General features: G+C 69.8%; 25 protein-coding genes. 12 read left to right on the forward strand and 13 right to left on the reverse strand.

Features of this window, described 5'->3' with window-relative positions; all coding sequences use genetic code 11:
* Positions 1-198 precede the first annotated feature (198 nt).
* Genes ABD256_RS18450 through ABD256_RS18465 form a run of 4 tightly spaced genes read left to right on the forward strand, consistent with a single transcriptional unit; the run spans position 199 to position 2,500 of the window.
* Positions 199-675 carry a hypothetical protein gene (locus tag ABD256_RS18450; protein WP_344419775.1) on the forward strand — a complete coding sequence of 159 codons (477 nt, stop codon included), beginning with the start codon at positions 199-201 and terminating at the stop codon, positions 673-675.
* Positions 665-1,411, forward strand: coding sequence for a hypothetical protein (locus ABD256_RS18455; protein WP_344419778.1), 747 nt, complete (start codon positions 665-667; stop codon positions 1,409-1,411). Before ABD256_RS18450 ends, ABD256_RS18455 begins: the two co-directional genes overlap by 11 nt.
* 22 nt (positions 1,412-1,433) lie before the next feature.
* On the forward strand, positions 1,434-1,751 hold the full coding sequence (locus ABD256_RS18460) for a hypothetical protein (RefSeq protein ID WP_344419781.1): 318 nt from the start codon (positions 1,434-1,436) through the stop codon (positions 1,749-1,751).
* A complete protein-coding gene (locus ABD256_RS18465; protein WP_344419784.1) occupies positions 1,748-2,500 on the forward strand; it encodes a hypothetical protein in 753 nt (250 codons plus the stop codon). The genes ABD256_RS18460 and ABD256_RS18465 overlap by 4 nt, the downstream gene beginning before the upstream one ends.
* Before the next feature lie 6 nt (positions 2,501-2,506).
* Here the strand turns inward: ABD256_RS18465 and ABD256_RS18470 are convergent, their stop codons facing one another.
* The gene (locus ABD256_RS18470) at positions 2,507-2,818 is read right to left on the reverse strand and encodes a hypothetical protein (RefSeq protein ID WP_344419786.1); all 312 of its coding nucleotides are present in this window, start codon (positions 2,816-2,818) and stop codon (positions 2,507-2,509) included.
* A 116-nt stretch (positions 2,819-2,934) separates the two neighbouring features.
* On the opposite strand from ABD256_RS18470, the gene ABD256_RS18475 reads away from it, so the two are divergent.
* From ABD256_RS18475 to ABD256_RS18490, 4 genes are all read left to right on the forward strand, one after another.
* Positions 2,935-3,804, forward strand: a complete 870-nt coding sequence (locus ABD256_RS18475) for a helix-turn-helix domain-containing protein (RefSeq protein ID WP_344419789.1) — start codon at positions 2,935-2,937, stop codon at positions 3,802-3,804.
* Positions 3,791-3,988, forward strand: coding sequence for a DUF397 domain-containing protein (locus ABD256_RS18480; protein ID WP_344419792.1), 198 nt, complete (start codon positions 3,791-3,793; stop codon positions 3,986-3,988). The genes ABD256_RS18475 and ABD256_RS18480 overlap by 14 nt, the downstream gene beginning before the upstream one ends.
* Positions 3,989-4,297: 309 nt before the next feature.
* On the forward strand, positions 4,298-5,449 hold the full coding sequence (locus ABD256_RS18485; RefSeq protein WP_344419795.1) for a hypothetical protein: 1,152 nt from the start codon (positions 4,298-4,300) through the stop codon (positions 5,447-5,449).
* Positions 5,450-5,462: 13 nt separating this feature from the next.
* Positions 5,463-6,446 carry a hypothetical protein gene (locus ABD256_RS18490; RefSeq protein ID WP_344419798.1) on the forward strand — a complete coding sequence of 328 codons (984 nt, stop codon included), beginning with the start codon at positions 5,463-5,465 and terminating at the stop codon, positions 6,444-6,446.
* Between the two features lie 60 nt (positions 6,447-6,506).
* Here ABD256_RS18490 and ABD256_RS18495 read toward each other — a convergent pair whose 3' ends face one another.
* The 10 genes from ABD256_RS18495 to ABD256_RS18540 all read right to left on the reverse strand — a co-directional run bounded on the left by ABD256_RS18495 (position 6,507) and on the right by ABD256_RS18540 (position 16,188).
* Positions 6,507-7,967, reverse strand: coding sequence for an alpha/beta fold hydrolase (locus ABD256_RS18495; protein WP_344419801.1), 1,461 nt, complete (start codon positions 7,965-7,967; stop codon positions 6,507-6,509).
* 15 nt (positions 7,968-7,982) lie between these two features.
* Positions 7,983-8,648: a response regulator gene (locus ABD256_RS18500; protein WP_344419804.1), complete on the reverse strand. Its 666-nt coding sequence runs from the start codon at positions 8,646-8,648 to the stop codon at positions 7,983-7,985.
* Positions 8,645-9,808 carry a sensor histidine kinase gene (locus ABD256_RS18505; protein ID WP_344419808.1) on the reverse strand — a complete coding sequence of 388 codons (1,164 nt, stop codon included), beginning with the start codon at positions 9,806-9,808 and terminating at the stop codon, positions 8,645-8,647. The genes ABD256_RS18500 and ABD256_RS18505 overlap by 4 nt, the downstream gene beginning before the upstream one ends.
* A gap of 91 nt (positions 9,809-9,899) precedes the next feature.
* Positions 9,900-11,279: an MFS transporter gene (locus tag ABD256_RS18510; protein WP_344419811.1), complete on the reverse strand. Its 1,380-nt coding sequence runs from the start codon at positions 11,277-11,279 to the stop codon at positions 9,900-9,902.
* Entirely contained in the window at positions 11,276-11,755 is a 480-nt protein-coding gene (locus ABD256_RS18515) for a MarR family winged helix-turn-helix transcriptional regulator (protein ID WP_344419813.1), read from the reverse strand. The genes ABD256_RS18510 and ABD256_RS18515 overlap by 4 nt, the downstream gene beginning before the upstream one ends.
* Positions 11,756-11,966: 211 nt before the next feature.
* On the reverse strand, positions 11,967-12,614 hold the full coding sequence (locus ABD256_RS18520) for a hypothetical protein (protein ID WP_344419816.1): 648 nt from the start codon (positions 12,612-12,614) through the stop codon (positions 11,967-11,969).
* Between the two features lie 212 nt (positions 12,615-12,826).
* Positions 12,827-13,708: an ABC transporter substrate-binding protein gene (locus tag ABD256_RS18525; protein WP_344419819.1), complete on the reverse strand. Its 882-nt coding sequence runs from the start codon at positions 13,706-13,708 to the stop codon at positions 12,827-12,829.
* Positions 13,709-13,719: 11 nt separating this feature from the next.
* On the reverse strand, positions 13,720-14,415 hold the full coding sequence (locus ABD256_RS18530) for an ABC transporter permease (protein ID WP_344419822.1): 696 nt from the start codon (positions 14,413-14,415) through the stop codon (positions 13,720-13,722).
* Positions 14,412-15,101 carry an ABC transporter permease gene (locus ABD256_RS18535; RefSeq protein WP_344419825.1) on the reverse strand — a complete coding sequence of 230 codons (690 nt, stop codon included), beginning with the start codon at positions 15,099-15,101 and terminating at the stop codon, positions 14,412-14,414. The genes ABD256_RS18530 and ABD256_RS18535 overlap by 4 nt, the downstream gene beginning before the upstream one ends.
* Positions 15,094-16,188 (reverse strand): ABC transporter ATP-binding protein, encoded by a 1,095-nt coding sequence (locus tag ABD256_RS18540; RefSeq protein WP_344419828.1) that lies wholly within the window; start codon positions 16,186-16,188, stop codon positions 15,094-15,096. Before ABD256_RS18540 ends, ABD256_RS18535 begins: the two co-directional genes overlap by 8 nt.
* An 84-nt stretch (positions 16,189-16,272) precedes the next feature.
* Between ABD256_RS18540 and ABD256_RS18545 the strand changes: the two genes are divergently transcribed.
* Both ABD256_RS18545 and ABD256_RS18550 read left to right on the forward strand, forming a co-directional pair.
* Complete coding sequence (locus tag ABD256_RS18545; protein WP_344419831.1) at positions 16,273-17,676, forward strand: bis-aminopropyl spermidine synthase family protein; 1,404 nt, start codon at positions 16,273-16,275, stop codon at positions 17,674-17,676.
* Entirely contained in the window at positions 17,673-18,236 is a 564-nt protein-coding gene (locus ABD256_RS18550; RefSeq protein ID WP_344419833.1) for a hypothetical protein, read from the forward strand. Before ABD256_RS18545 ends, ABD256_RS18550 begins: the two co-directional genes overlap by 4 nt.
* A gap of 257 nt (positions 18,237-18,493) precedes the next feature.
* Here the strand turns inward: ABD256_RS18550 and ABD256_RS18555 are convergent, their stop codons facing one another.
* Entirely contained in the window at positions 18,494-19,669 is a 1,176-nt protein-coding gene (locus ABD256_RS18555) for an NAD(P)-dependent malic enzyme (protein ID WP_425546469.1), read from the reverse strand.
* A gap of 335 nt (positions 19,670-20,004) precedes the next feature.
* Here ABD256_RS18555 and ABD256_RS18560 point away from each other — a divergent pair, with 335 nt between their 5' ends.
* On the forward strand, positions 20,005-20,613 hold the full coding sequence (locus ABD256_RS18560) for a dTDP-4-dehydrorhamnose 3,5-epimerase family protein (protein ID WP_344419835.1): 609 nt from the start codon (positions 20,005-20,007) through the stop codon (positions 20,611-20,613).
* Here the strand turns inward: ABD256_RS18560 and ABD256_RS18565 are convergent.
* Positions 20,583-21,812 carry an MFS transporter gene (locus ABD256_RS18565; RefSeq protein WP_344419838.1) on the reverse strand — a complete coding sequence of 410 codons (1,230 nt, stop codon included), beginning with the start codon at positions 21,810-21,812 and terminating at the stop codon, positions 20,583-20,585. The two genes, ABD256_RS18560 and ABD256_RS18565, sit on opposite strands and share 31 nt — an antisense overlap.
* A gap of 107 nt (positions 21,813-21,919) precedes the next feature.
* On the opposite strand from ABD256_RS18565, the gene ABD256_RS18570 reads away from it, so the two are divergent.
* The gene (locus tag ABD256_RS18570) at positions 21,920-22,414 is read left to right on the forward strand and encodes an Lrp/AsnC family transcriptional regulator (RefSeq protein ID WP_344419841.1); all 495 of its coding nucleotides are present in this window, start codon (positions 21,920-21,922) and stop codon (positions 22,412-22,414) included.
* Positions 22,415-22,971 lie beyond the last annotated feature (557 nt).

Genomic DNA, 22,971 nt, shown 5'->3' on the forward strand with positions numbered 1-22,971 from the left:
TTTCGCACGAAAAAAACTGTGTTTTAATTGTCTTCAGAGCCGTCCGGGGAGGGACGGCTTCCGGCGCGAGGGAGGTTTTCGATCATTCGCGAAAGAGCGGAACACGGGCCGCAGCCTCAGCTCTGACCCGCACCCAGCCGCGGCAGCCGGCTGCGCCCGCCTTCGCACCGAAGAAGTAGCCGATCGGAATGCTGGGTCATGTCACGAGCGCCTCGCCGCGGGCTGGATCGCTTCGAACCGGGCAACGCGGATCGCAAATCCCGCAGCCAGCGCACAACGGTCATGGTCTGCTGGCTCATCGCGGAGATCATGCTGGGTGGCACACTCCTGATCTGGTCCAGCAGCGAAGTCGAGGCCGAACGCACGATAATGGGGCCGATCGCGTCGGCGGTCGTGGTCATATCCACGATGTCGCTGCTCACCTGGGCCGTGGTCGCGGTGGCACTCGCTCACCGGCTCAAGCGGCCGATACTGCTGCTGACCACGATCGTCACGGCGGTGTCCGCGGGCTGGCTCGTCGTCGCGGCCATCGGAGCCTGGGGCACGAACGCCGGAGTCAGCACGCTCTTGACCTTCGCCTGCGTGCTGACCCTGCCGATAGTCCTGGGCGTGACGCGCGCCGAAAGCGTCCACCGAAACGCACGGAACCAGACTGGGAATGTCGATGACCGATGAGTTGATGGCGCAGTTCAGCCGGATGCGGCACTACGTCTCCGCGCTCGGCGAACTGATCAAGTCCGCGCAGGCACAGGCACCCGGACGCGCCGAAGGCAGCGATCACAGCGCGGCGGTGCACGTGAAGGTCGGCGCCGACGGACTGCCGGAATCGTTTCACATCACCACCGACTGGGCTGAGTGGATCACGCCGGAAGATCTCGCGAGCAGTGTGCTCGAAGCTTTTGGCGCCGCCACGACGAACAGGCTGGATGCCTGGACCGAGAACCTCGAGGACTCCGAGTTCCTCGCCACGGTCCGAGAGCTGGACGGTGGCCCTGAAAAGTTCCCGCGGACCGCCCGAAACCGGGACGTGCCCGCGACGGCAAGCGATCCCGCTGTCCCCGAGGTAGAACCTCGCGCGCCCGACCTGATCGCCGAGGACGCGATCAAAGCCTTCGAAAACGTCCAACGGTCGGCGAACACCGCCCCACCACCGGAAAGCACGGGCACCGGCGCAGCCGCCGGCCGGAAGGTGTCGATCACCCTGTCGAAGTTCGCACTCCTCTCGTGCGCCATCGACCCCGGCTGGGCGGCACGGCAAACCGCGACCGGGCTGATGAACAGCCTGGCCACCGCACTCGGGCGCGCGAAGTCCGACCTGGCGGGCAAGACGGATGCGGCGTCCACTATGGACAGCGGGGTCGACGGGCTCTTCGCCGAAGCGATCGCCCTGCTCAGAAACCCGCGACGCTAGGCGAGCCGAAGGAGCGCACACCATGCCAGCACCACCGCCCGGTGACATCCACGTCGTCACCGAGGAAATCCGCAAGGACGCCGAACTGTGGGACGCCGAAGCGGCGGAAATGGGGAAAATCGGTCCCCGAGCGGAAGACCTGCGGCTGAACCGGGTCGAGGCAGGTGTGTTCCAAGTCGTGTTCGACGCCTACGGCCAGATGATCGACCAGGTGATCGCGCGATCCGCCGAGGGGCAGCAGCGCATGACCGAAATCGGCGCCACCCTGCGCGCGGTCGCGAACAAGTACGAAGCCGACGAGGCGGCCAGGGTGCAGCAACTGAAGAAAGCCGGTCGATGATGGACTTCAGCGAGGCGCAGTTCCAAGAGGTCGTCAACAAGATCAACGGCGGCCTGAACGACCTGTCCGGCAAGATCGCCGAAGTCCCCCGAGCCGTCGCGGATGCCACCGACCACTGGTACGTACCCGGTTTCGTCGCCGATGCCATCACCTGGCTTGGCGAAAAGATCACCGATCTCGCCACCTGGATCCTGGACAAGATCAAGGACGTGCTCAAGGGTCTTGCCGCGCCGGTGGCCTTCTTCACGTACGCGTTCGACTGGCAGGACATCAGGGGAATTTCCAGCACCGTCGCCGGGCAGCTCAAACCCGAGATCATGCCGTCCGCCAGCACCTGGAAGGGAACCGCGAGTGAGGTGTACGGCAGGACGGTCAAACCACAAGGTGACGCGGCGGGCCGGATTTCCACGATCTCGGACAGCACCTCGACCACCCTGCAACTGTGCGCGGTGGCGGGCCTCGCCTTCTACGTCGCCATCGGCCTCGTCCTCGTCAAGTTCATCGTGGCCATGGCCGGTGCGATCGCGGCCATCGGTTCGGCGATCTTTTCCTGGGCAGGGCTCGGCCTCATCGTGGAAGAGGCCGGGGTGAACACCGGCCTGATCTGGACCGCGATCGGCGCGCTGACCGCCGTCCTTGGCACTCAGGCCCAGCAGCTCGTCAGCCTCCACGGCGCGGCGATCGACAACAGCGCCTTCCCCGGCGGCCACTGGCCGGACCCGGCGACAGGGGCCTACCAGGGCGGCTGAGCGGGCTCAGCGCCGCTCCAGCAGTTTCGCGAACCCGGCGTCGGGACCGTGCATCCCGCGGTGCACCGAGTCGATGCTGTCGCACGGCCACGGCTTTTCGCAGGGTTTGCACCGGCCGTGGTCGTCCTCCCGGTGATCGCCGACCACGGTCCGGACCACCGTCACGAGGTCGCAGAGCAGCCCGCGCGCGAGCACCTCCTCGTCCCGGTCCCATTCGTCGTCGCTCATCGCGAGGAACTCGCACTCGTCGAGCTGGGCGTATATTTCGTTGCGCAGCAACCACATCGCACGCATGCTGGCCGCGGATTGCGGATTCATCGGTGACCTCCCCAGCCTAGCGAACCGATTTCAGCGCGCGCATACAATGCTCCTTTCCGGTGGTACGCTTGTGGTGCGAACCGGAATCGTCGTGCCCTCTGTCTACTGTCGACTCCATGATGGAACACGTGCCGACCGTGCGCGGCCGACAGCTCGGCGAGGGCTTGCGAGCGGTGATCGAAGAGGCGGGACTGACTGGAAAGCAGCTCGCACGTGAGCTTGGTTGGTCCCAGAGCGAAGTGTCCAGGATGCTTACTGGGAACCGGCGGGTGAAGGAGATCGAGGTCGCGAAGGTACTTGGGCGCTGCCGAGTCACCGGTGCCGATGAAGAACGCCTTCTGAAACTGTGCGAAGAGGCAAACAAGCCGGGCTGGTACGTGCGACACCATTCCGCACCGGCATTGACCACCTTCATCGACCACGAAGACAAGGCCACCGCACTCTACGACTACCAAACCATGCTGCTTCCGGGCTCGATCCAAACCGGCGACTACGCACGGGCGGTAATCAGTCAGAACGCGGATATTCCCGCTGATGTGGCGGATTCCAGGGTCGCCATGCAACTTGCGCGATCAGGCATTTTCACCAGGCCGGGAGCAGCCGAGTTCCACTACTTTCTCCACGAGTTCGTGCTGCACCTGCCGGTCGCCGCCCCACAGGTGATGTCCGATCAGCTGCACCACCTCCTGCGACTCTCCGTGCGGTCCAACATCTCCATCCGCGTTCTGCCCATCCGCGCCGGACTACGAGCCGGGGTCATCGGCTCGTTCACACTCATGGAATTCGATGGCATCAGGCCAGTCGCCTACAAGGAGGCTGACACCGCCGAGATCTTCTTGGACGAACCGAAGGAAATCGCGACCTACCGGAAGTTCATTGGCTCATTGGTCCAAACCGCGCTGAGCGAGGCACAATCGAGGGACCTGATCGGCAGCTTGGCAGTCGAGCTGTACCAGGCCCGAGAGGAGCGCGATGAAGACCCTTGAGCCGACGTGCACCACGTGGCGCACCAGCAGCTACACCACCGCAAGCGAGGGCGGCACCAACTGTGTCGAGATTCGGGACACGATGTCCCAAGTCCGCATCCGGGACACCAAGGACCGATCCGGCGGTGAGCTGAGCTTCGGGCACGCTCCGTGGCGGGCCTTCCTCCGCTCCGCCACATCCTGAGGCACACTTTCCGGACTCCCGCGCGAACTCGCGATCGGCGCTATACGATCTAGCCGATTTAGCGCGCGCATGGGGAGTCGAATGTCAAGCGATCCAGGTCAGGGTTACCCGGGTGGACCATCATCACGCCCCGGTCAGCCCTACGGCCAACAGCCTCCGTACGGCCCGCCCTCGGGTCCGTTCCCCGGTCAGCAGCCCCATCCTGGTCAGCACTGGCCCCCACCGCCCCCGCCCGAGAACCCGTGGGACCAGTACCGCGCACAGCAGGCGCCCCCGCCGCGCGGCGGGAACAAACGCAAGCTCGGGCTGATGTTCGGGCTCGGCATCCCGATCATCGCGGTCATCGTGCTGGTCGTGGTGCTGGTGGCCCGCGCGCCGGAACGTTCGCCCGGCAGCAGCGGTGGTGAGACCGTGAACGCCGCCGGGGAAAAGGACCTCGGTTCCGGATCCCCCACCGACCCGGCGGGGTCGGGGGTCTACTGGCCCGCCGGTCCGGTCAAGCAGTACCCGGCCGCGCCGCAGGGCTTCACCCCCGGCGCCGCGCCGTCCGACGAGGCGATCGCCGCCGTCGACCCGCGCCAGCTCTACTGGTCGGTGCTCAAGAACCAGAGCACCAAGACCATCACCGACTACATCCACCAGACCTGGCAGACCCCGTACGACTACAAGACCAACTACCCCGCCAATTCGCTCACCAGCCGGGTCGCGGTCGACTACCAGTCCCGCAAGTTCATCGACGAGTTCACCGACATCGAGGCCGACGGCACGCGGAAGAAACCCGACCTCATCCGGTGCGTCGACAACGCCACCCGGAGCTATTCCGACTACTTCCACGGCTGGCAGCCGCCGAAGCAGGAATCGCGCGACAGGTGCGCGAACCGCATGCAGCCGGGCAAGTTCGTGGACAACAGCTACACCAGCGACGGCGTGGCGGCCGGTGGACTGTCGCAAGAGGACGCCGACAAGTTCATCTCCTACCTCGACGGCGTCCCCGGCCTGTTCACCGTCGCCAAACCGGCCAAGGCGCAGGGCAAGGACGGCAAGACCTACCTTCAGCTCGACGTCACCCTCGCCCCGCAGCCGCTGGTGAAACCGGGCAGGGAAAAGGAATTCCATTCTTCGCTGGACCGGAAGATGGGCGTCGGCTTCCTGGAAGCCGCCTTCCGGCAGACCGGGAAGAAACCGGGTGACTACCCGTACAGCATCGACATCGGGGCCACCGAAGGCCGCCAGATGCGCTACTTCATCGACCCGGCGACGCTGCTGCCCGCCTACTCGGTCACGATGACGATCATCCCGCAGTTCCTCGACGGCAGGCAGGTCGGCGAAGGGTTCAGCAACGCCTACACCCTGTTCGAATACTCGTTCCCGCAGCAGTTGGAAGAGGCCGCGATGAAGGCGGAGGGCGTGCCGACGTTCCCGTTCCGCCCGTTCCCGTTCGACCAGGTCACCCTGAAGTAGGAGCACGACGAACATGACAGCGCCGCAGCCATCGCAGTGCCAGCGTTGTGGGCAGCAGGTCCTCCCCGACACGAGGTCTCCCGGCGTCTGGGTGGACCAGTACAACGGCCGGTTCTGCGGCGGGAACCCGCAGTCCCCGCACTTCGCCACGCCGCAGGGCCCGTGGGCACCGATGCCGCCGGGAGGCGCACCTCCGCGGGGCGGCGGCAAGAAGCCGTTGATCTTCGGCGGGATCGGGCTGGTGCTCGTGCTCGTCGTCGGGATCGTGCTCGCGCTCGTGCTGACCAACGGGTCGTCGACCGACACGAAGGCGCAGGGCAGTTCGTCCGCCGCGCCGCCGCCTCCGCCCGCGAGCAGCAGTGCCGCGCCGCCCGCGGACCCGTACGCCCCCGTGCCGTGCGACCCGGACAGCCCCGGGCTGAACTACTGCTTCCCGCCGAAGACCACCGGGCCCGGGTTCATGGACGTGGTGCGGAAGCGGCAGACGACGTGGAAGTGCTATAAGCACGGCGAGAAGGACAGCGCGGGCAACAACGTGGACGAGATCGAGATGTGCAATGCGTCCAACAACGTCGACCAGCCCTTCAGCAAGGACTGGTCGGTCGGCTTCAACACCGACAACTACAAGCCGAACGGCACCATGAACCAGGTGGTCGTGGTCGCGAGCACGGGCGCGCGGTCGTGGAAGAACGAGCAGACCGACAAGGGGAAGACCAGCGAGCTGGCGGTCGAACTGATGGGGATCACCGTCGAAATGCTGTGGCCGGACAACAAGGAACTGCAGCAGGAAGCGAAGGACGCGTTCAAGGCGCTGCAGCCGAAGTGCGACGCGGGCGAGGGCGGCATGGACGGCAATACGGCCAGGCTGAAGCTCGGCTACCAGCTGAGCTGCGGCTCGCTCACCCCGGTCACGGTCAGCGGCGACAAGGGACCGGCGACCACGTTCACCGAGACCATGCGGATCGACTTCCCCCTCGGCGGCCCGAACCGCAAGTGACCCCTCGGGCTCACCGGGTTCTCCGCCCGAAAGCTGTTTGCCGTCCCCGCTTCGGAGGGGCTACCCCGCCGGAGCCGGAGGCGGGCCCGGGACGGGGGCGCCCTGGCAGGTTCCCGTGTTCGTGCGGCCGGTGTCGAAGAAGGTCACCGCGGCGTCCGCGCAGGGCAGCGCGGACAGCGAGCCGTGCACGTCGTCTTCGATCGTCATCAGATCGCCGCCGACGCGTTCGCGCATCGCGATGGCCCAGCCGATCGGGGTGACCGGTTCGTAGCGGTGCCCGACGAGCTGCAGCGGGCTGGTGCCCGCGGCGAGGTGCCACGGCCGCGCCTCCACCGGCCAGCCGACGCACTTCTGTTCGTAGATACCGAAACCGCCTGCCACGGGGAAGCGCGCGACGCGGTCCTGCCGGTGTTGCCACACCGTGTCGAAGTCACGCGGGCTCGCGGATTCGTTGCACAGCAACGAGGTCTGCTGGAACTCGCTGAATCCCGTCGGCTCGGCGTCCCACCCGAATCCGGACGGCGGTGCGTGGTTCCCGGCGGGCACACCGCCGTCGCGGATGGTGGCGAGCTGACCGGCCAGCACGGCCCATTCCTTGCGGGGATTGGCCATCATCCGGTTCACCGCGGCACCGTCGACGACGGTGCCGTCCGGGCCGGTGCGCGGATGGGCGGCGAGTTCGTCGCGCAGGTCCAGCAGCGCTCGCGCCACAGCGGGCTGCGTGCTGCCGAAGTGGTAGACGGCGTCGTAGCGGGCGATCCACGCGGCGAACTCGTGGAAGGTGTTCTCGCCCGCGCCCGCCTGGCCGTCGTCCATCGCCTTCACGCTGAACTCCGGTGGCATGACGGAGTCCAGCAGCATCCTGTCCACGTGCGCGTCGAACAGGGTGCGGTACTGCGCGCCCAGCGCCGTTCCCCAGGAAACGCCGTAGTAGCCGATCTTCCGCTCCCCCAGCGCTTCGCGGATCCGGTCCACGTCACGGGCGATGGTCGGCGTGGTGAACGACCGGACGAGCGCGGGGTCGCGGTCGTGGCATTCGCGGTTGCGCCGCCCGTCGCGTTCGGCCACGAACCCCGCTTTGTCCTTTTCGGACAGTCCGGGGCCCGGGGCTGTCTCGTCCGGGGCACAGGTGAGCGCCGTGCTGTAGCCGACGCCGCGCGGGTCGAAGCCGATGAGGTCGTGGTGTGCGTTGAGCGCGGCGGCCTTGCTGTCCGCGAGGTGCCCCGGCATCGTGACACCCTGCTGGCCGGGGCCGCCGGGGTTGACCACGATCGCCCCGGTGCGCTCGCCGGTGGCGGGGAGCCTGCTCACCGCGATCTCGATGGTGCGCCCGCCCGGATCGGCGTAGTCGAGGGGGACCCGCACCATGGCGCATTCGGTGCGCCGGTCGCCCGCGTCCCATCCTTTCGCGACGGTGGCGCAGGGCGCCCACCCCGGCCCCGCCGGTGCGGCGGTCGCGACCGGGGCGCCGCCGAGCACGAGCATCGAACTCGTCAGGGCAGCGAAAAGCTTGGCACGCATGGGTTTCCTCCAGAATCAGTCCGCGGCGCACAACCCGGTCCGCCACGCCCAGGCCGCGACCTCGACCCGGTTCCTGGCGCCGAGCTTGCGCTGCACGTGGGACAGGTGCGTCTTCACCGTGGCCTGGCTGACGTACAGGCGTTCGGCGACTTCGTCGTTGGTGTGGCCGTGCGCGACGAGCTTGACCACGGCCTCTTCGCGTTCGGTCAGCGCCTCGACCGGGTCCGGCTCGGGCTCGGCGCCGTCGACGCGCTGGGGAGCCAGGTGCGACAGCAACCGCACCGTCACCGACGGGGACACCATCGAGGCACCGGTCGCGGCCGCGCGCACGGCCTCCACCAGCAGCGCGGGCGACATGTCCTTGAGCAGGAACCCGCACGCGCCGTTGCGCAACGCCCGGTAGACGTATTCGTCGAGGTCGAACGTGGTGGCGATGAGCACGTTGAGCGGGTCCCGGACCCCGGCCCCCGCCAGCACCCTGGTGGCCTCCAGTCCGTCGAGCGCGGGCATGCGGATGTCGAGCAGGCACACGTCGGGGCGCAGGCGGCGGGCCTCGTCGACGGCGGCGCGGCCGTCGGCGACGGCGGCGACGATCTCCATGTCCGGCTGGGCGGACAGGATCATCCGGAAGGCCGTGCGGATCATTTCCTGGTCGTCGGCGAGGAGCACTCGGATCGTCATGGCGCCGATGATCCCTTCACCGGCAGCAGGGCGGTGACCTGCCACCCCCGCGCCACCGGCCCGGCCGCGAGCGTGCCGCCCACCGCGCTCACCCGCTCGGTGAGGCCGACCAGTCCGTGCCCTTCGGTGCCCTGCTCCGCGGGCGTCCCGTCGTCGGTGATCGTGAGCTCCACCAGCCCGTCCGAGCCGGGACGGGCCGCCACCTCGACCTCGGTGGCGCCGTCGGCGTGGCGCAGCACGTTCGTCAGCGATTCCTGCACGACGTGCTGGGCCGCGTCGAGCACGAGCGCGGGCAGCCGCGCTCCGGCGAGGGCGGGGTCGAGCGCGGTGGTGGCGGCGGGCCCGGTGGGGGAAAACCCGTCGACGGCGGCGGTCACGACTTCGCCGAGCGTGCGCTTGTCCTGGTCGTGCACCGGGTTGTCGTCGCGCAACGTGGTCACCATCGACCGCATCGAGGTCAGCGCCTGCGATCCGGCCCGTTCGATCCCGGCCAGCATCGTGTCGAGGTCGGCCGGTTCGGGCGGGGTGCCCGCGGCGGTCAGGTAGCGCACCGCCTTGGTCTGGGTGACCATCCCGGTGACGTGGTGGGCCACGAAGTCGTGCAGGTCGCGGGCGTAGGCCAGGCGTTGCGCCTGCCTGGCGAGTTCGAACCCGTCGGCGCGGCGGCGGTCGTGCAGCCGCAGGTACAGGCCCAGCAGCACCAGGAACGCCGTGCCGAGCGCGAGCAGCGCCATCATCGCGCCGCGGTACTCGTTCTCGAGCTCCTCGATCCGCAGCGGCAGCAGCAGGACCGCCAGCCCCAGCGCGGCGGTGGCGCCCGCCGCGCGCAGCGGGCGGTACTGCACCACGACCCTGACCACCACGCACAGCAGGCCGGCCAGTTCGACCACGCCGAACGTGTTGTCCGGCCGGGCATGGGCGAGCAGGACGTACGCGGTGAACGCCACCGACGCGCCACCCACGGCGAGCACGGCGGCGAGGCGTACCGAGTCGGTCAGCAGCGCGATGACGGGCAGCGCCGCGCACAGCACCAGGCCCACTCCGGTGGGGACCGTTTCCGCGCTGAACCCTTCCCCCACGGCGAGGGCCATGGCCGCGACCACGAAGAACAGAATGGCGATGCGCTGCGGAAGGCTGCGCCGGTCGAACAGTGCTGGCATGGCGATCATGCTAGGGGAGCACTTCCGGGACCCACCTCATCCGTTCGGCTGGGGAGCCGGGCCCGTAATCGCCATTCGGCGGAGGACTTCCTTACGGGGAGCCGTTTTCCTGTGCCGGAACCTCGGGCGGCCGGACCGTCCAGGAAAGCCCGGCGGCGAGCGCGAACAGCGCCGCGACGATGAGCAGCGCCACGTGCAGTCCGGAAAGGACATCGCCGCCGAGCAACCCGCCGAGCAGGGCGACACCGCACACCGAACCGACCTGGCGTGCCGCCGTCATGACGCCGGAGGCGATCCCGGTGTGCTCGGCCGGCGCCTGCTGGAGCGTCGCCGCCGCGACCGCGGGCTGCGACGCGGACTGGCACACACCGAGCAGCACCAGCCCGATCGCGGCGAACCAGTAGCCCGTGTGCGCGCCGAGCATGGCGAGCAGCAGGCTGCCCGCGGCACCGGCGAGCTGACCGGCGACCAGCGTCCCCCGTACCGCGCCGCGGGCGATGAATCGTCCCGCGAGCACCGGCCCGACCATGCTCACCGCCGCGAACGGCAGCAAAGCGAGCCCCGTCGCCCACGCGCTGTACCCGCGGGCGTGCTGGAAGTACAGCGACAGCACGAACATCTGGCCGTAGATCCCGACGCTGAGGACGAAGCCCACGGCGGACACCCGGCGGAACGGCGGGTGCCGGACCAGGCTGGGCGGGAGCATCGGCGCCCGCGCGCGGCGTTCGACGAAGACCAGCGCCAGGGCGGCGAGCGCGGCGACCACGAGCGCGGTGATCGCCGCGCCCGAACCCCAGCCGTGTTTTCCCGCCTCGGTCAGCGCGATCGCGACGGCGGCGAGCGCGACGATGCCGAGCACCTGGCCGCCGACGTCGAACGACCGTTGCCTGGTCTCGGTTTCGCCGGCGTTGCGGGCCAGCAGGAAACCGGCGAGCGCCGCGACGGGCAGGTTGAGGAGGAAGATCGCCCGCCAGCCCAGGGTGTCGACGAGCAGGCCGCCCGCCAGCGGGCCGAGCACGGTCGCGGCACCGGCGATCGCGGCCCAGCGGCCGAACGCGCGGGCGCGGGCACGCGGCTCCGGATGCAGCTTCGCCGCGAGGGACAGCGCGGTCGGCAGCATGCACGCGGCACCGACGCCCTGCGCCACCCGTGCCGCGATCAGCGCGGCCGTCGACGGCGACAGTCCACAAGCGAGTGACGCGAGCGCGAACAGCGCCAGGCCGCCGAGGAAGACCTTGCGGCCGCCGACCCGGTCGGCCATCGCCCCGGCGCTGAGCAGCAGCGCGGCGAACGCCAGGTTGTAGCCGTTGACCACCCATTGCGCGGTGTCCACCCCCGCGTGCAGGTCCTCCTGGATCCGCGGCGCCGCCACGTTCACGATCGTCGTGTCCAGCACGATCACGAACACCCCGAGCAGCACGCCCGCGTACGCCACCGCCGGTCGTGGCGTGACGGCGACTGCCCGCGTCATCGGGCTTCGCCCTTCGGCGCGGTGGCCTCCTCGACGCGGTCCGCGACCTTGTCGCTGATGCGGCGCAGTTCGTCGGCCTGGCGCTCGGTCAACGCGGCGAACAGGTACTCGCGGACGCTGCGCGCGTGGCGTTTCGCCGCCTTCCGCAGCGTGCGCTCGCCTTCGTCGGTGAGGTGCACGGTCGAACTGCGCCGATCGGCGGCCGAGGTCCGCTGGCACACCAGTCCGTCGGCGGCCAGCTTCCCGACCGCGTGCGTGATGCGGCTCGGCGCCGACCGGGTGGCCGCGGCGAGATCGGTCATCCGCAGGCCGTCGGGCGCCTCGCCCAGTACGAACAGGACCTCGTAGTAGGTGCGCGGGATGCCCACGTCCCGTTTGAGATCGCAGTCGAAGTGGTTGAACAGCTCGCGGCTCATCTTGGAGAACGCGCGGTACACCCGCTGCTCATCCTCGGTCAGCCAGTCGAAATCGACCATCGTCTTCCCCAGTTATTCCAGTGTTGAAGTACCTTGTGCCAAGTTACTTCAACACTGGAATAGTGGCAAGGCGCTCGCGGCTCACCGGACACGCGATGATGGACGCGAACCCCGCGCAGGAACCGAAATCACGTCTGCCCGATCTCCGCCTGCCGGGACGGAGCGTGTCGCCGCGGCCAGTTCGGGAGCCCGTGCTCGACTTCCGGCACCGTCACCGCCGCGTACTCCTGCGCCGCGCACAGCCGCGCCGGATGAGCCGGGCGATCTTCGCGGCGGCGAGACCGGCCATGTGAACAATGTCCAGCCTGCTCGTCATCGCCGAACCGCCGAGATCGGGTGCGAGCGGCGACGCCCGCCCCAGGCCGTGCAGATCCGCGTACCGGTTGAAGACCTGGCCGATCCGGTCCGCGACGAAGCACATCGGGAAGGTCGGCGCGGCGCGGAACCGGTCCGCCGCGCGGGCGAACGCGTCGCCGGACGGGATCAACGTGACCACCAGCAGCGCGACCAGGCCCGTGCGGGCGGACATCCGTGTCACCAGGACGGCGAACAGGAGCACGGCCAGCGAGCCCGCGTAGGCCACCCACTGGCCGAACTCCAGCCGCCAGATCAGGTAAGCCCCCAACGGAAGTCCGAACGCGACGGTCGAGAACAGTCCCTTGTGGACACTCCTGCGCAGGACATCGCGCCGCAGTCCGATGAGGATCAGCGCCGGGCAGGCGGTGGCGTAGATCATGCCGTCCGGGCGGGTCAGCGCGACCTTCGTGGACAGCAGGCGGTCGTTCAGCACCGCTCGGAACAGCGTCACCGCGAGCAGGAGCCCCGTCGCCAGCGTGACCAGCGACGGGAGGCGCGTCACCTTCCTCGCCGCCTGGTGGCAGGCCACGAGAATCCCGATGATCCGGTCGCCGGGCTGCGACGCTCTCGTTGCTCTCGTTCCCAGTTCTGGACGAGCAAGCTGCCGTCCCTGAAGGCGGCCTTCGGGGACTCGGATGCCCCGAAGGTCGCCTTCAGGGCATGAGCGCCCCGAACTCCGCTCCTGTAGGCACTCGCGCCGTCCCAGCAGGGCGGCTACGTGGCGAGCCCGTTCTGCTTCAGGAACTCGTCGGCGATGTCGAGCGGGTTCCGCTTCTCCTCGGAGTACTGCACGTTCAGCTCGGTCAGCTTGGCCGTGTCCAGCACCGCGGAGAGCCGGTTCAGCGCCTGCACCTCTCGATCGGACAGCGTGCCCTTCGCCACCAGCGGCACGATGTTCTGCGCCGGGAACATCTGCTTGTCGTCGACCAGTGGCACGAACCCGTTCGCGGCGATCGTCGACGAGGTGGAGAACAGGTCCGCCACCTGGATGTCACCGGACTTCAGGGCCGCGACGGTCACCGGGCCGCCGGTGTCGGTGGTCGTGATCGCCTTGAACTCGCAGCCGTAGAGCTGCTTGATCTTGGCCTTCCAGCGCTCGGTCCACTGGCCGGGGCCGCCGAAGGTCAGCTCACCGCACCGCTTCCCGAGATCGGAGAACGTGCGCACCCCGGAGTCGGCCAGCTCCTTGCGGACCACCAGCAGGTCCTTGTCCTCCGCGGGTGCCTGGTCCAGCACCGCGAAACCCTGCGGGATCTTGGCCCGCAGCTCGCGGTAGACGTCGGCGGGCCTGGTGGCCTGCGTGGTCTTGTCGAAGTAGCGCAACAGGTTCCCGCTGTAGTCGGGCACCAGGGACAACGACTTGTCCTGCAACGCCTTCACCACGACCTCGCGGCCGCCGACGGGCGGGCGCACCGTGACCTTCTCCGCGCCCGCGTTGCGCAGCGCGCCCGCGTAGATCTCCGCCAGCAGCGAGCTTTCGCCGACGTCGGAGGAGCCGATGACGATCTCGCCCGTCGAACCGCCTTCGGCGCCGCCCGCAAGGGGGTTGCCGCACGCGGTCGCGGCGAGTGCGACGACCGCCAGCAGCGCGGTCATGACCTTGTTCCTCACTCGGCACCCCCCACAGCGATCTTCTTGCCGCTCGCGGCGGCCGCCGCGAGCCGCACCCCGCGTGGCACGAGCGCGCGCTGCACGCCCGCGAGCACGAGGTCGAGCACGATCGCGAGCAGCGCGGTCAGGATCGCGCCCGCCACCACTTCGCTGTAGTCGAGGATGGCGAGCCCGTCGAGCAGGTACCGGCCGAGGCCGCCGAGCCCGACGTACGCCGCGACGGCCGCGGTGGCGACGAGCTGCAGCACCGCGTTCCGGACGCCGCCGAGCAGCAGCGGCAACGCGATCGGGACCTCGACCTGCCACAGCCGTTGCCATCCGGTCATGCCGACGCCCTCGGCCGCGTCGACCACGCCGTGGTCGGTGGCCTGCACCCCGGCGTAGGTGCCGGCGAGGATCGGCGGGATCGCGAGCACCACGAGCCCGATCGTGGTGACCGGCCCGCTCTCGGTGAACAGCAGGAACAAGAAGGTGATGAGGCCGAGCGTCGGCAGCGCGCGAATGGTGTTGCTCGCGCCGACGAGCACCACGCCGCCGCGACCGGTGTGCCCGACGTAGAGCCCGAGCGGCACCGCGATGACCAGCGCGATCACCAGCGCCAGCCCGGTGTAGCCGAGGTGCTGCAGCAGGCGGTTCGGAATGCCTTCCTCGCCCTGCCAGTGCGTGGAATCGGTGAAGTAGTCGAAGATCATGCCGAAGCCCCCTTCGCCGGCGCGCCGGCGCGGTCCCACGGCGTCAGCAGGTTCCGCAGGCCGACCAGGATCAGGTCGACGATCAGCGCGAGCAGCAGCGTCAGCACGATCCCGACCACGATCGGCGAGAAGTACTCGCGCTGGAACCCGTCGGTGAACAGCACGCCGAGGCCGCCGGTCCCGATCAGCGCGCCCACGCTGACCAGGCTGATGTTGCTCACCGACGCGACCCGCACGCCCGCCGCGAGCACCGGGACCGACAGCGGCAGCTCGACGCCGAAGAACCGGCGCGCCGGGCGGTAGCCGACAGCGGTCGCGGCGGCGACGATGTGCTGCGGCACCGCGTCGAGCGCGTCCAGCACGGGGCGGACGAGCAGCGCGGTGGTGTAGACGGTCAGCGCGACGACGACGTTGACGCTGTCCAGGATCTTGGACCCGATGATGCCGGGGATCACCACGAACAGCGCGAGCGACGGAATCGTGTAGAGCAGGTTCGACACCACCATCAGCACGTTCCGCGCGGGCTTCCAGCGGTTGCCGAGCCAGCCGAGCGCGATCGCGAGCACGATGCCCAGCACGAGCGGCAGCAGCGCGAGGTAGACGTGCTCGCCGAGATCGGCGAACAGCTGCGCGCGGCTGTTTCCGCTGCCGAGGTAGCGGCCCAGCTCGTCGAAGAAGTCACCCATGGTCGGCGCCCTGCGGCTTTTCGATCACGTCCAGCACCTGGTGCGCGGAGACCGTTCCGGTGACCTTGCCGTCGGCGTCCACCACGACGCCGAGACTCGCCGGTGACGACAGCGCGGCGTCGAGCGCGCCGCGGATCGGTGCGCCCTCGGTGTAGAGCGAACCGCCGGCGACGAGATCGGTCTCCGCCAGTTCTCCGTCCACAGTGGACCCCGGCGGGAGCCAGCCGCGCGGCTCGCCCGCTTCGTTCACCGCGAGCTGCCAGCCGGAGCCCGCGTCCGGCACGGCCTGGCCCACCACGATCTTCTCGGTCGGCGTGACCACGACCCCGGCGGCGGAAAGGAAGGAAAGGCCGCGGTAACCCCTGTCCTTGCCGACGAACGAGGCCACGAAGTCGTCGACCGGCTGGCGGAGCACCTCCGACGGCGTGCCGTACTGCGCGAGCTTCCCGCCGACGCGCATGACCGCGATCTTGTCGCCGAGGCGCACCGCTTCGTCGATGTCGTGCGTCACGAACACGATCGTCTTGCCGAGCTGCGACTGCAGGCGCAGCAGCTCGTCCTGCAGTTCCTCGCGCACGATCGGGTCGACCGCGGAGAACGGCTCGTCCATCAGCAGCACCGGCGAGTCGGCGGCGAGCGCGCGCGCCACCCCGACGCGCTGCTGCTGGCCGCCGGAAAGCTGGGCTGGGTACCGCTTCCCCATTTCGACCGGGAGGCCGACGGTCTCGAGCAGCTCCGCGGCGCGCTTGCGCGCCTTCGCCTTGTCCCACCCGGACAGCAGCGGCACGGTGGCCACGTTGTTCAGGACCGTCCTATGTGGAAAGAGCCCGGCGTGCTGGATGACGTAGCCGATGCCGCGGCGCAGCAGCGCCGGGTCGGAGTCGCGGATGTCCTTGCCATCGAGCAGCACGGTGCCCGAGGTCGGCTCGACCATCCGGTTGATGGTGCGCAGCGACGTCGTCTTGCCGCACCCGGACGGACCGACGAAGACGGTGATCGTGCCGTCCTCCACGGTCAGGCTCAGATCGTCGACCGCGACCGTCCCGTCCGGGTACCGCTTCGTCACGTGCTGGAACTCGATTGCCACGCGTCACTCCCCACGTAGGATCAAAAAACCGTAGCCCAGATCCCGTCGTTCGGCACTGCTTCTCAGGATCTAAGCTCGTCGGTGATGAGCCAATTGGAGCAGGTACTGGCGAGCCACGGCGTCCACACGAGACCGCTGCGGCTCGCGGTCACCCTGCTCTGCCACGGCTGGCAGCGGTTCGACGACCTGGTCCGCGCCACCGCCGCACCCCGGCGCAGCATCGAGGAGCTGCTGGCCGCGCTGGGGGAAGACCTGGAGCGGGACACGCATGCGCTGCGCATCCGCCCCGGCGCGGTGGCAGGCTACGAACCTTTTCGGACGGTCGGCCAGCCCGAGACGGCGCTGGCGGAAAACCGCGAACTGCTCGCGCGTGTCGCACGGTACGTCGACGGCGTGCCGCCGCCGCTCGCCGCGCTCGACCACGTGCAGGCGACCGCGGAAACCGTGCTGCGAAGGGCGTTGTGGCTCGACGAGCGCTACGACCTCGCGCGCACGCGGCTGCTGTTCCTCGGCGACCACGACCTGACCTCGCTCGCCGTGCGCGCACTGCGCCCCGACGCGCGGCTGACCGTGGTCGACCTCGACGAACGCGTTCTCGACTACATCGACTCGGTGTCCGGGCGCACGATCACCACGCTGCACGCGGATCTGCGCGTCGGCCTGCCGCCCGCGGTCGTCGCGAGCGCGGACCTGGTGTTCAGCGACCCGCCCTACACCCCCGAGGGGATGGGCCTGTTCGCCGCGAACGGCGTGCGCGCGCTGGCGGACCCGCCGCTGGGCAGGCTCGTGCTGGCCTACGGGTACAGCCCGCGGCATCCCGCGCTCGGCGCGCAGGTGCAACGCGAACTCGCGTCGCTCGGGCTCACCTTCGAGGCGATTTTGCCCGATTTCCACCGCTATCACGGTGCCGAAGCGATCGGCAGCGCGGCGGACCTCTACGTCTGCCAGCCGACCGCGCGCGCGAAGAAGGTCAAGGCTCGCAAGGGCGGGATCTACACCCACGGCCCGCAGTCGGTGGAAGCGCGCGGCACGCGGCCCGCGCTGGTGGAGAAGCTGCTCGAACTGGCCGGGGAAGGCGCCGAGATCCGCGCCGCCGACTGGTCGGCCTCCGGCGCGCCCGCTTCCGGGGTCGCCGTCGATCTTTCCGCCGACCCCGGTCCGTGGCTGCTGCGGGTGCTGCTGGCGACCAACGCGCACCGGCTCGCCGTGCTCGTGCCGAACGCGCACCCCGATCTCGGCAACGCCGAAGCGCAAGCGTCGCTGAGCACGCTCGTCGCGGGCAAGTACCGGCTGCGGTTCCTGCGCAGCACACCCGACAACAAGCACGCCGTCGTCGTCGCCACGGCCGTCGGCGAACCCGTCGACCTGTTGCTGAAGGCGCACGCCCGCCTCGGGAACGCACTTCCGGACGGGCCCCCGGACGTCCACGCCCACCGGTTAATCGACCTGCCCCGGCACCGGATCGCCGCTATCGTCCCGTACCTGTGAACCTCGGTGAAAAAGCCGCCCAGCGGCTCATCCGGATCGGCGGCGCTCGGCTGGAACCCGGCCTGACCGACGCGGAGTTCGCCCGCGTCGAGGACCAGTTCGGCTTCACCTTCGCCGACGACCACCGCGCCTTCCTCGCGACCGCGCTCCCGGTGGACGGCGGCCGCGAAGACGGCTGGCCGGACTGGCGCGACGGCGACCCGGAAGACCTCCGTCGTCGCCTCGACCGCCCGGCCGACGGCGTCCTCTTCGACGTCGAACACAACCGGACCTGGATGCGGTTCTGGGGCGAGCGCCCGGAAGACCTCGCCGAACGCCTGGAAAAGGCCCGCGCCGAGCTGGCCTCCGTACCGACGATGGTCCCGGTGTTCTCCCACCGGTACCTGCCGGCGGGACGCGGCACCTCCGGGCACGCCGTGCTGTCGATCCACCAGACCGACATCATCTTCTACGGCACCGACCTCGCCGACTACGTCGAGCGCGAGTTCGGCCAAGGCCCCCGCGACTACGACACCTGGAACCCGGAAGCGACCGTCCCCTTCTGGAGCGAGTTCTGCTGACCGCGGGCGTCCGCACGCCTCGAAGGCCGCGGTGCTGATGCGCACGCGCCGATTCCCGGTGGCGTGCGTGGCCGCGCGTCGGGGGTCCGCTCGCGTGGTCCCTGAAGGACGCCTTCAGGGAATCTGACGCCGCGATCCCGGCCCTCGCGGCGCGAGCACGGCGACTGCTCGGTCAAGCCCCCCGAGGGGGTATGCGGACGGGGAAAGAGGAAGTGCCCGGAACTCGCGGGGAGTCCCGGGCACTTCCGCGAAGGGGTCTACTGCTGCGCCACCCCGTCGTTGGCGGCTGCCTTGGCCACCGCGGCGGCGACCTCGGGCGCCACGCGCGGGTCGAGCGCGCTCGGCACGATCCGGTCGGGGCCGAGGTCGTCGGAGGCCACCGCGACGATCGCCTCCGCCGCCGCCAGCTTCATGTTCTCCGTGATCGACCTCGCACCCGCGTCGAGCGCGCCGCGGAAGACGCCGGGGAACGCCAGCACGTTGTTGATCTGGTTCGGGAAGTCGCTGCGCCCGGTGGCCACGATCCGCGCGTACTTCGCGGCGACCTCCGGGTGGACCTCCGGGTCCGGGTTGGACAGCGCGAACACGATCGCGTCGTCGGCCATGGCGCCGAGCAGCGATTCGTCGATCGTGGCGCCGGAGAGGCCGAGGAACACGTCGGCGCCGCGCAGCGCCTCGGCGAGCCCGCCGGTCAGCCCGGAGGAGTTCGTGGTCGCGGCGAGCTGCTCCTTGATCGGGTTCAGCCCGGCGCGCCCGGCGTGGATGATGCCCTTCGAGTCGAGCACGGTGACATCGGCGACACCCGCGGCCTGCAGGATCCTGGCGCACGCCACCCCGGCGGCCCCCGCGCCCGAGATGACCACGCGCTCGGCGGCGATGTCGCGCTCCAGCACCAGGTTCGCCCCGCGCAGCGCCGCGAGCGCGACGATCGCGGTGCCGTGCTGGTCGTCGTGCATGACCGGGCAGTCGAGCGCCTCCTTGAGCTTGTCCTCCAGCTCGAAGCACCGCGGCGCCGAGATGTCCTCGAGGTTCACCGCGCCGAACGACGGCCGCAGCCGGACCAGCGTCTCGACGATCTCGTCGACGTCGGTGGTGTCGAGCACCAGCGGGATCGAGTCGAGCCCGCCGAAGGTCTTGAACAGCACCGCCTTGCCTTCCATCACCGGCAGCGACGCGCTGGCGCCGATGTCGCCGAGGCCGAGCACCGCGGTGCCGTCGCTGACGACGGCCACCAGCCGGTCGGCCCAGGTGTAGCGCTGCGCGAGCGCGGCGTCCTCGGCGATGGCGCGGCTGACCTTCGCCACACCGGGCGTGTACGCGATCGACAGGTCGCGGGGGTCCGCGATCGGCCGCGTCGCCGCCACGGAGAGCTTGCCGCCCTCGTGGCCGCCGAAGATCTCCGCGTCGGTCACCGGCGCGGCGGCGTCGTTCATGCGGCTTCCCGTCATCGAATCGGTCTCGGTACGTGCTTGCGTCACTTCGTTCTCCCAGGGCTGCGGGCGGGGGTGCCCCGGGCACGGGGGTGCCCACGGCTGTTCTCCTCCAGCGCGGCAGCCCAGCGCGGTAGCGCCGGCCTGTCGGCGAGGCGTCCAGTCCGGTCATCGGAGCCTGTGGTGGGGACGATGGCCGTGGACGCGGCGGTCCGGCCATTGTGGCAGGCCCCCCGACCGTCCGTAGCCCTTGGTGCGTTTCATGTCACAGATCTAGGGTTTTAACGGTATTACCAAGACGTCCGTTCGGCTTGTGAGCTTCCCGATAGGGTGGGGTAATGCACGTACGCGCCCTGTCGGTTTCCGGTTGCCACGAATTCACCCCGCGGGTGTTTCCCGATCACCGCGGCCTTTTCGTCGCCCCATTTCAGGAATCGGTGCTGACCGAGACGCTCGGGCACCCGCTCCACCTCGCCCAGACGAACCACAGCCGCTCGCGCCGCGGCACCATCCGGGGCCTGCACTTCGCGGACACCCCGCCCGGCCAGGCGAAGTACGTCTACTGTTCGAGCGGGTCGATGATCGACATCGTGGTCGACGTCAGGGTCGGCTCGCCGACCTTCGGCCGCTGGGACTCGGTCCGCCTCGACACGGTCGACTACCGGGCCATCTACGTCGCCGAGGGCATCGCGCACGGATTCGTCGCGCTCGAGGACGACACGGCGATGACCTACCTCTGCTCCACCGGCTACAACCCGGGCGGCGAGCACGGCATCACCCCGTTCGACGAGTCGCTCGACCTGCCGTGGCCCACCGCGTTCGAACATGTTCTGTCCGAAAAGGACAGAAACGCGCCGTCGCTCGCCGAGGCCGAGAAGGCAGGCATCCTGCCGAAGTACGAAGACTGCCTCGCGCACTACGAAGCGCTGCGCACCGCCGCGGGCTGACGCCGGAACACCACCGCGAGCGGCACCAGCGCGACGAGCCCGGACAGCACCGCGACCACCGGGTAGCCGCCCCAGCCGAACACGGGACCGGCGAGCAGGCTCGCCACCCCGGCACCGCCCCACACGAGCGCGTCCACGGCGCCCTGCGACCTGGCGCGCTCCTCGGGCGCCAGCACGGTGCCGAGCATGCTGCTGCCGCCGACGAACATCAGGTTCCACCCGTAGCCGAGCAGGAACATCGCCACCGGCACGCCCGAGCGATGTGCCTCCGGCGCGGCCGTCGCGAGCGCCGCCGCCATCGCGAGCACGCCGATGCCCGCGACGATCGCGGTGCGCGCGCCCCAGCGGTCCACGATCTTGCCCGACAGCGGCGCCAGCGCGAACATCCCGATCAGGTGCGCCGCGAGCACCCAGCCGACCGTGCCGAGGTCGTGGCCGTGCTCGTGGAGCTGCAGCGGGGTCATCGTCATCAGGGTGACCATCGCCAGGTGCGCGGCGACCATCACGGCCAGCGGCACGCGGACCTCGCGGCGGCGCAGCGCGCCGAACCCACCGCTGGAGCGGGTGCCCGCACCGGTCAGCGAACGCGTCCTCGGCAGGAGCGCGGTGCACGCGACCGCGGCGAGCGTCACCAGCACCGCCACCACGACCGGGCCCGAAAGCGAGGGCAGGCCGTTCGCCGCCGCCGCGCCCGCGGCCGGGTCCAGCACCACCGGCCCGGCCAGCGCGCCCGCGGTCCCCGCCCAGACCACCATCGCGAGGCCGGTGCCCTGCTTGCCGTCGGGGTACATCTCGGCCGCGGCGTAGCGGGAGAGCTGGGCGCCCGCGTTGCCGACGCCGAGCAGCACCATGCCCGCCAGCAGCAGCGGCAGGCTGGACGCGAGCGCGCCGGAGACGGTGATCAGCGCGCCGAGCACGGCCGTGGAAAACGTCCTGAACAGGGCCGCGCGCCTGCCGACGCGCGCGGTGAGGCGCCCGGACAGCAGCGCGCCGGTCGCCGTGCCGAGCACCCCGGCCGCGTTCGGCAGGCCGCTGAACCCCGGCCCCGCCTCGTCGCTGGCGATCAGCGACCCGGCCGTGGTGGCGGCGAGCATCGCGGTGTTCATCATCGTCACGCCCGCGCACAGGGCGAACACGGCCCGTCTGCGGATCGGGACCGGAACGGGCAGGGGCGGCGCGGCGAGGGCTGGCGGAGTCATGGTCGAAAGGCTAGAAGGATCAGGGGCCGGATCGAATGGGCAACGACCATCGGTTCGCCGGGTCCGGCCTGCCGTTCGCAACGAATTCACTGGGAGGGACGTTCAGCATGGAAAGACCCCTGGACGACACCGATTGGCGCATCCTCGCGGAGCTGCAGAACGACGGCAGGCTGTCGTACTCCGAACTGGGCAGGCGGATCTCGCTCTCCTCGCCGTCGGTCGCCGAACGCGTGCGGCGGCTGGAGGAGGCCGGGGTGATCAGCGCCTACCGCGCCGAGGTCGACGCGCGCCGCGCCGGGTACCCGTTCGTGGCGTTCGTGCAGCTCCAGTGCGCGCCGAACCGGTGCCTGCTGAAGACCAGCGCGTCCGGCGACTACCCCGAGGTGGTCGAGGTGCACAAGCTCAGCGGCGACCACTGCACGATGCTCCGCGTGCGCGCGGCCTCGCTCGACCACCTCGAAGGCATCTTCGAGCGCATCGGCAAGCACGGTGAGATCCGCACGTCGATGGTGCTCTCGACGCAGTACGAGGACCGGCCCGTCGAACCGGTTGCCGACGAGTACCTGCGCGCCACCCCGAGCGAAGGCTGGCAAAAGCGCTGACTCAGCCGCTGCCCGTGCCGTGCCGGTGGCCTTCATAGGCGTGATTGCCGCGGATGTGGCCTTCGCGGGGCTTGCTCGGTTCCGGGGTGGACGCTGTGAAGGGGCCCTTGAGGGAATCCAACGCCGCGAAGGCGTCCTTCAGGGCATGAGGATCGCCGTGTCGTCTACCGCGAGGGGCGAGATCGCGGCGTCAGATGCCCCCAAGGCGCCCTTCAGGGAATGCACCGAACCTCCCAAGCTCACCCCTCTCCGCGCTGCCCGCCCCAAAAGGAAGCCTTCACAGGCGTGAACGCCGCAGATACGACCACACAGGCCCGCCCTGCCCGGAGCGCATGCCCTGAACGGGCCCTTGAGGGAATCTGATGCCGCCAAGGCCCCCTTCACGGCATGAGCAGCACCGTGCCGCCCGCCGCGAAGGGCGAGATCGCGGCGCCAGATGCCCCCAAGGCGCCCTTCAAGGAATGCACCGAACCTCCCAAGCTCACCCCTCTCCGCGCTGCCCGCCCCAAAAGGAAGCCTTCACAGGCGTGAACGCCGCAGATACGACCACACAGGCC

The sequence above is a fragment of the Amycolatopsis minnesotensis genome (genome assembly GCF_039529815.1).
Taxonomy (GTDB): Bacteria; Actinomycetota; Actinomycetes; order Mycobacteriales; family Pseudonocardiaceae; genus Amycolatopsis; species Amycolatopsis minnesotensis.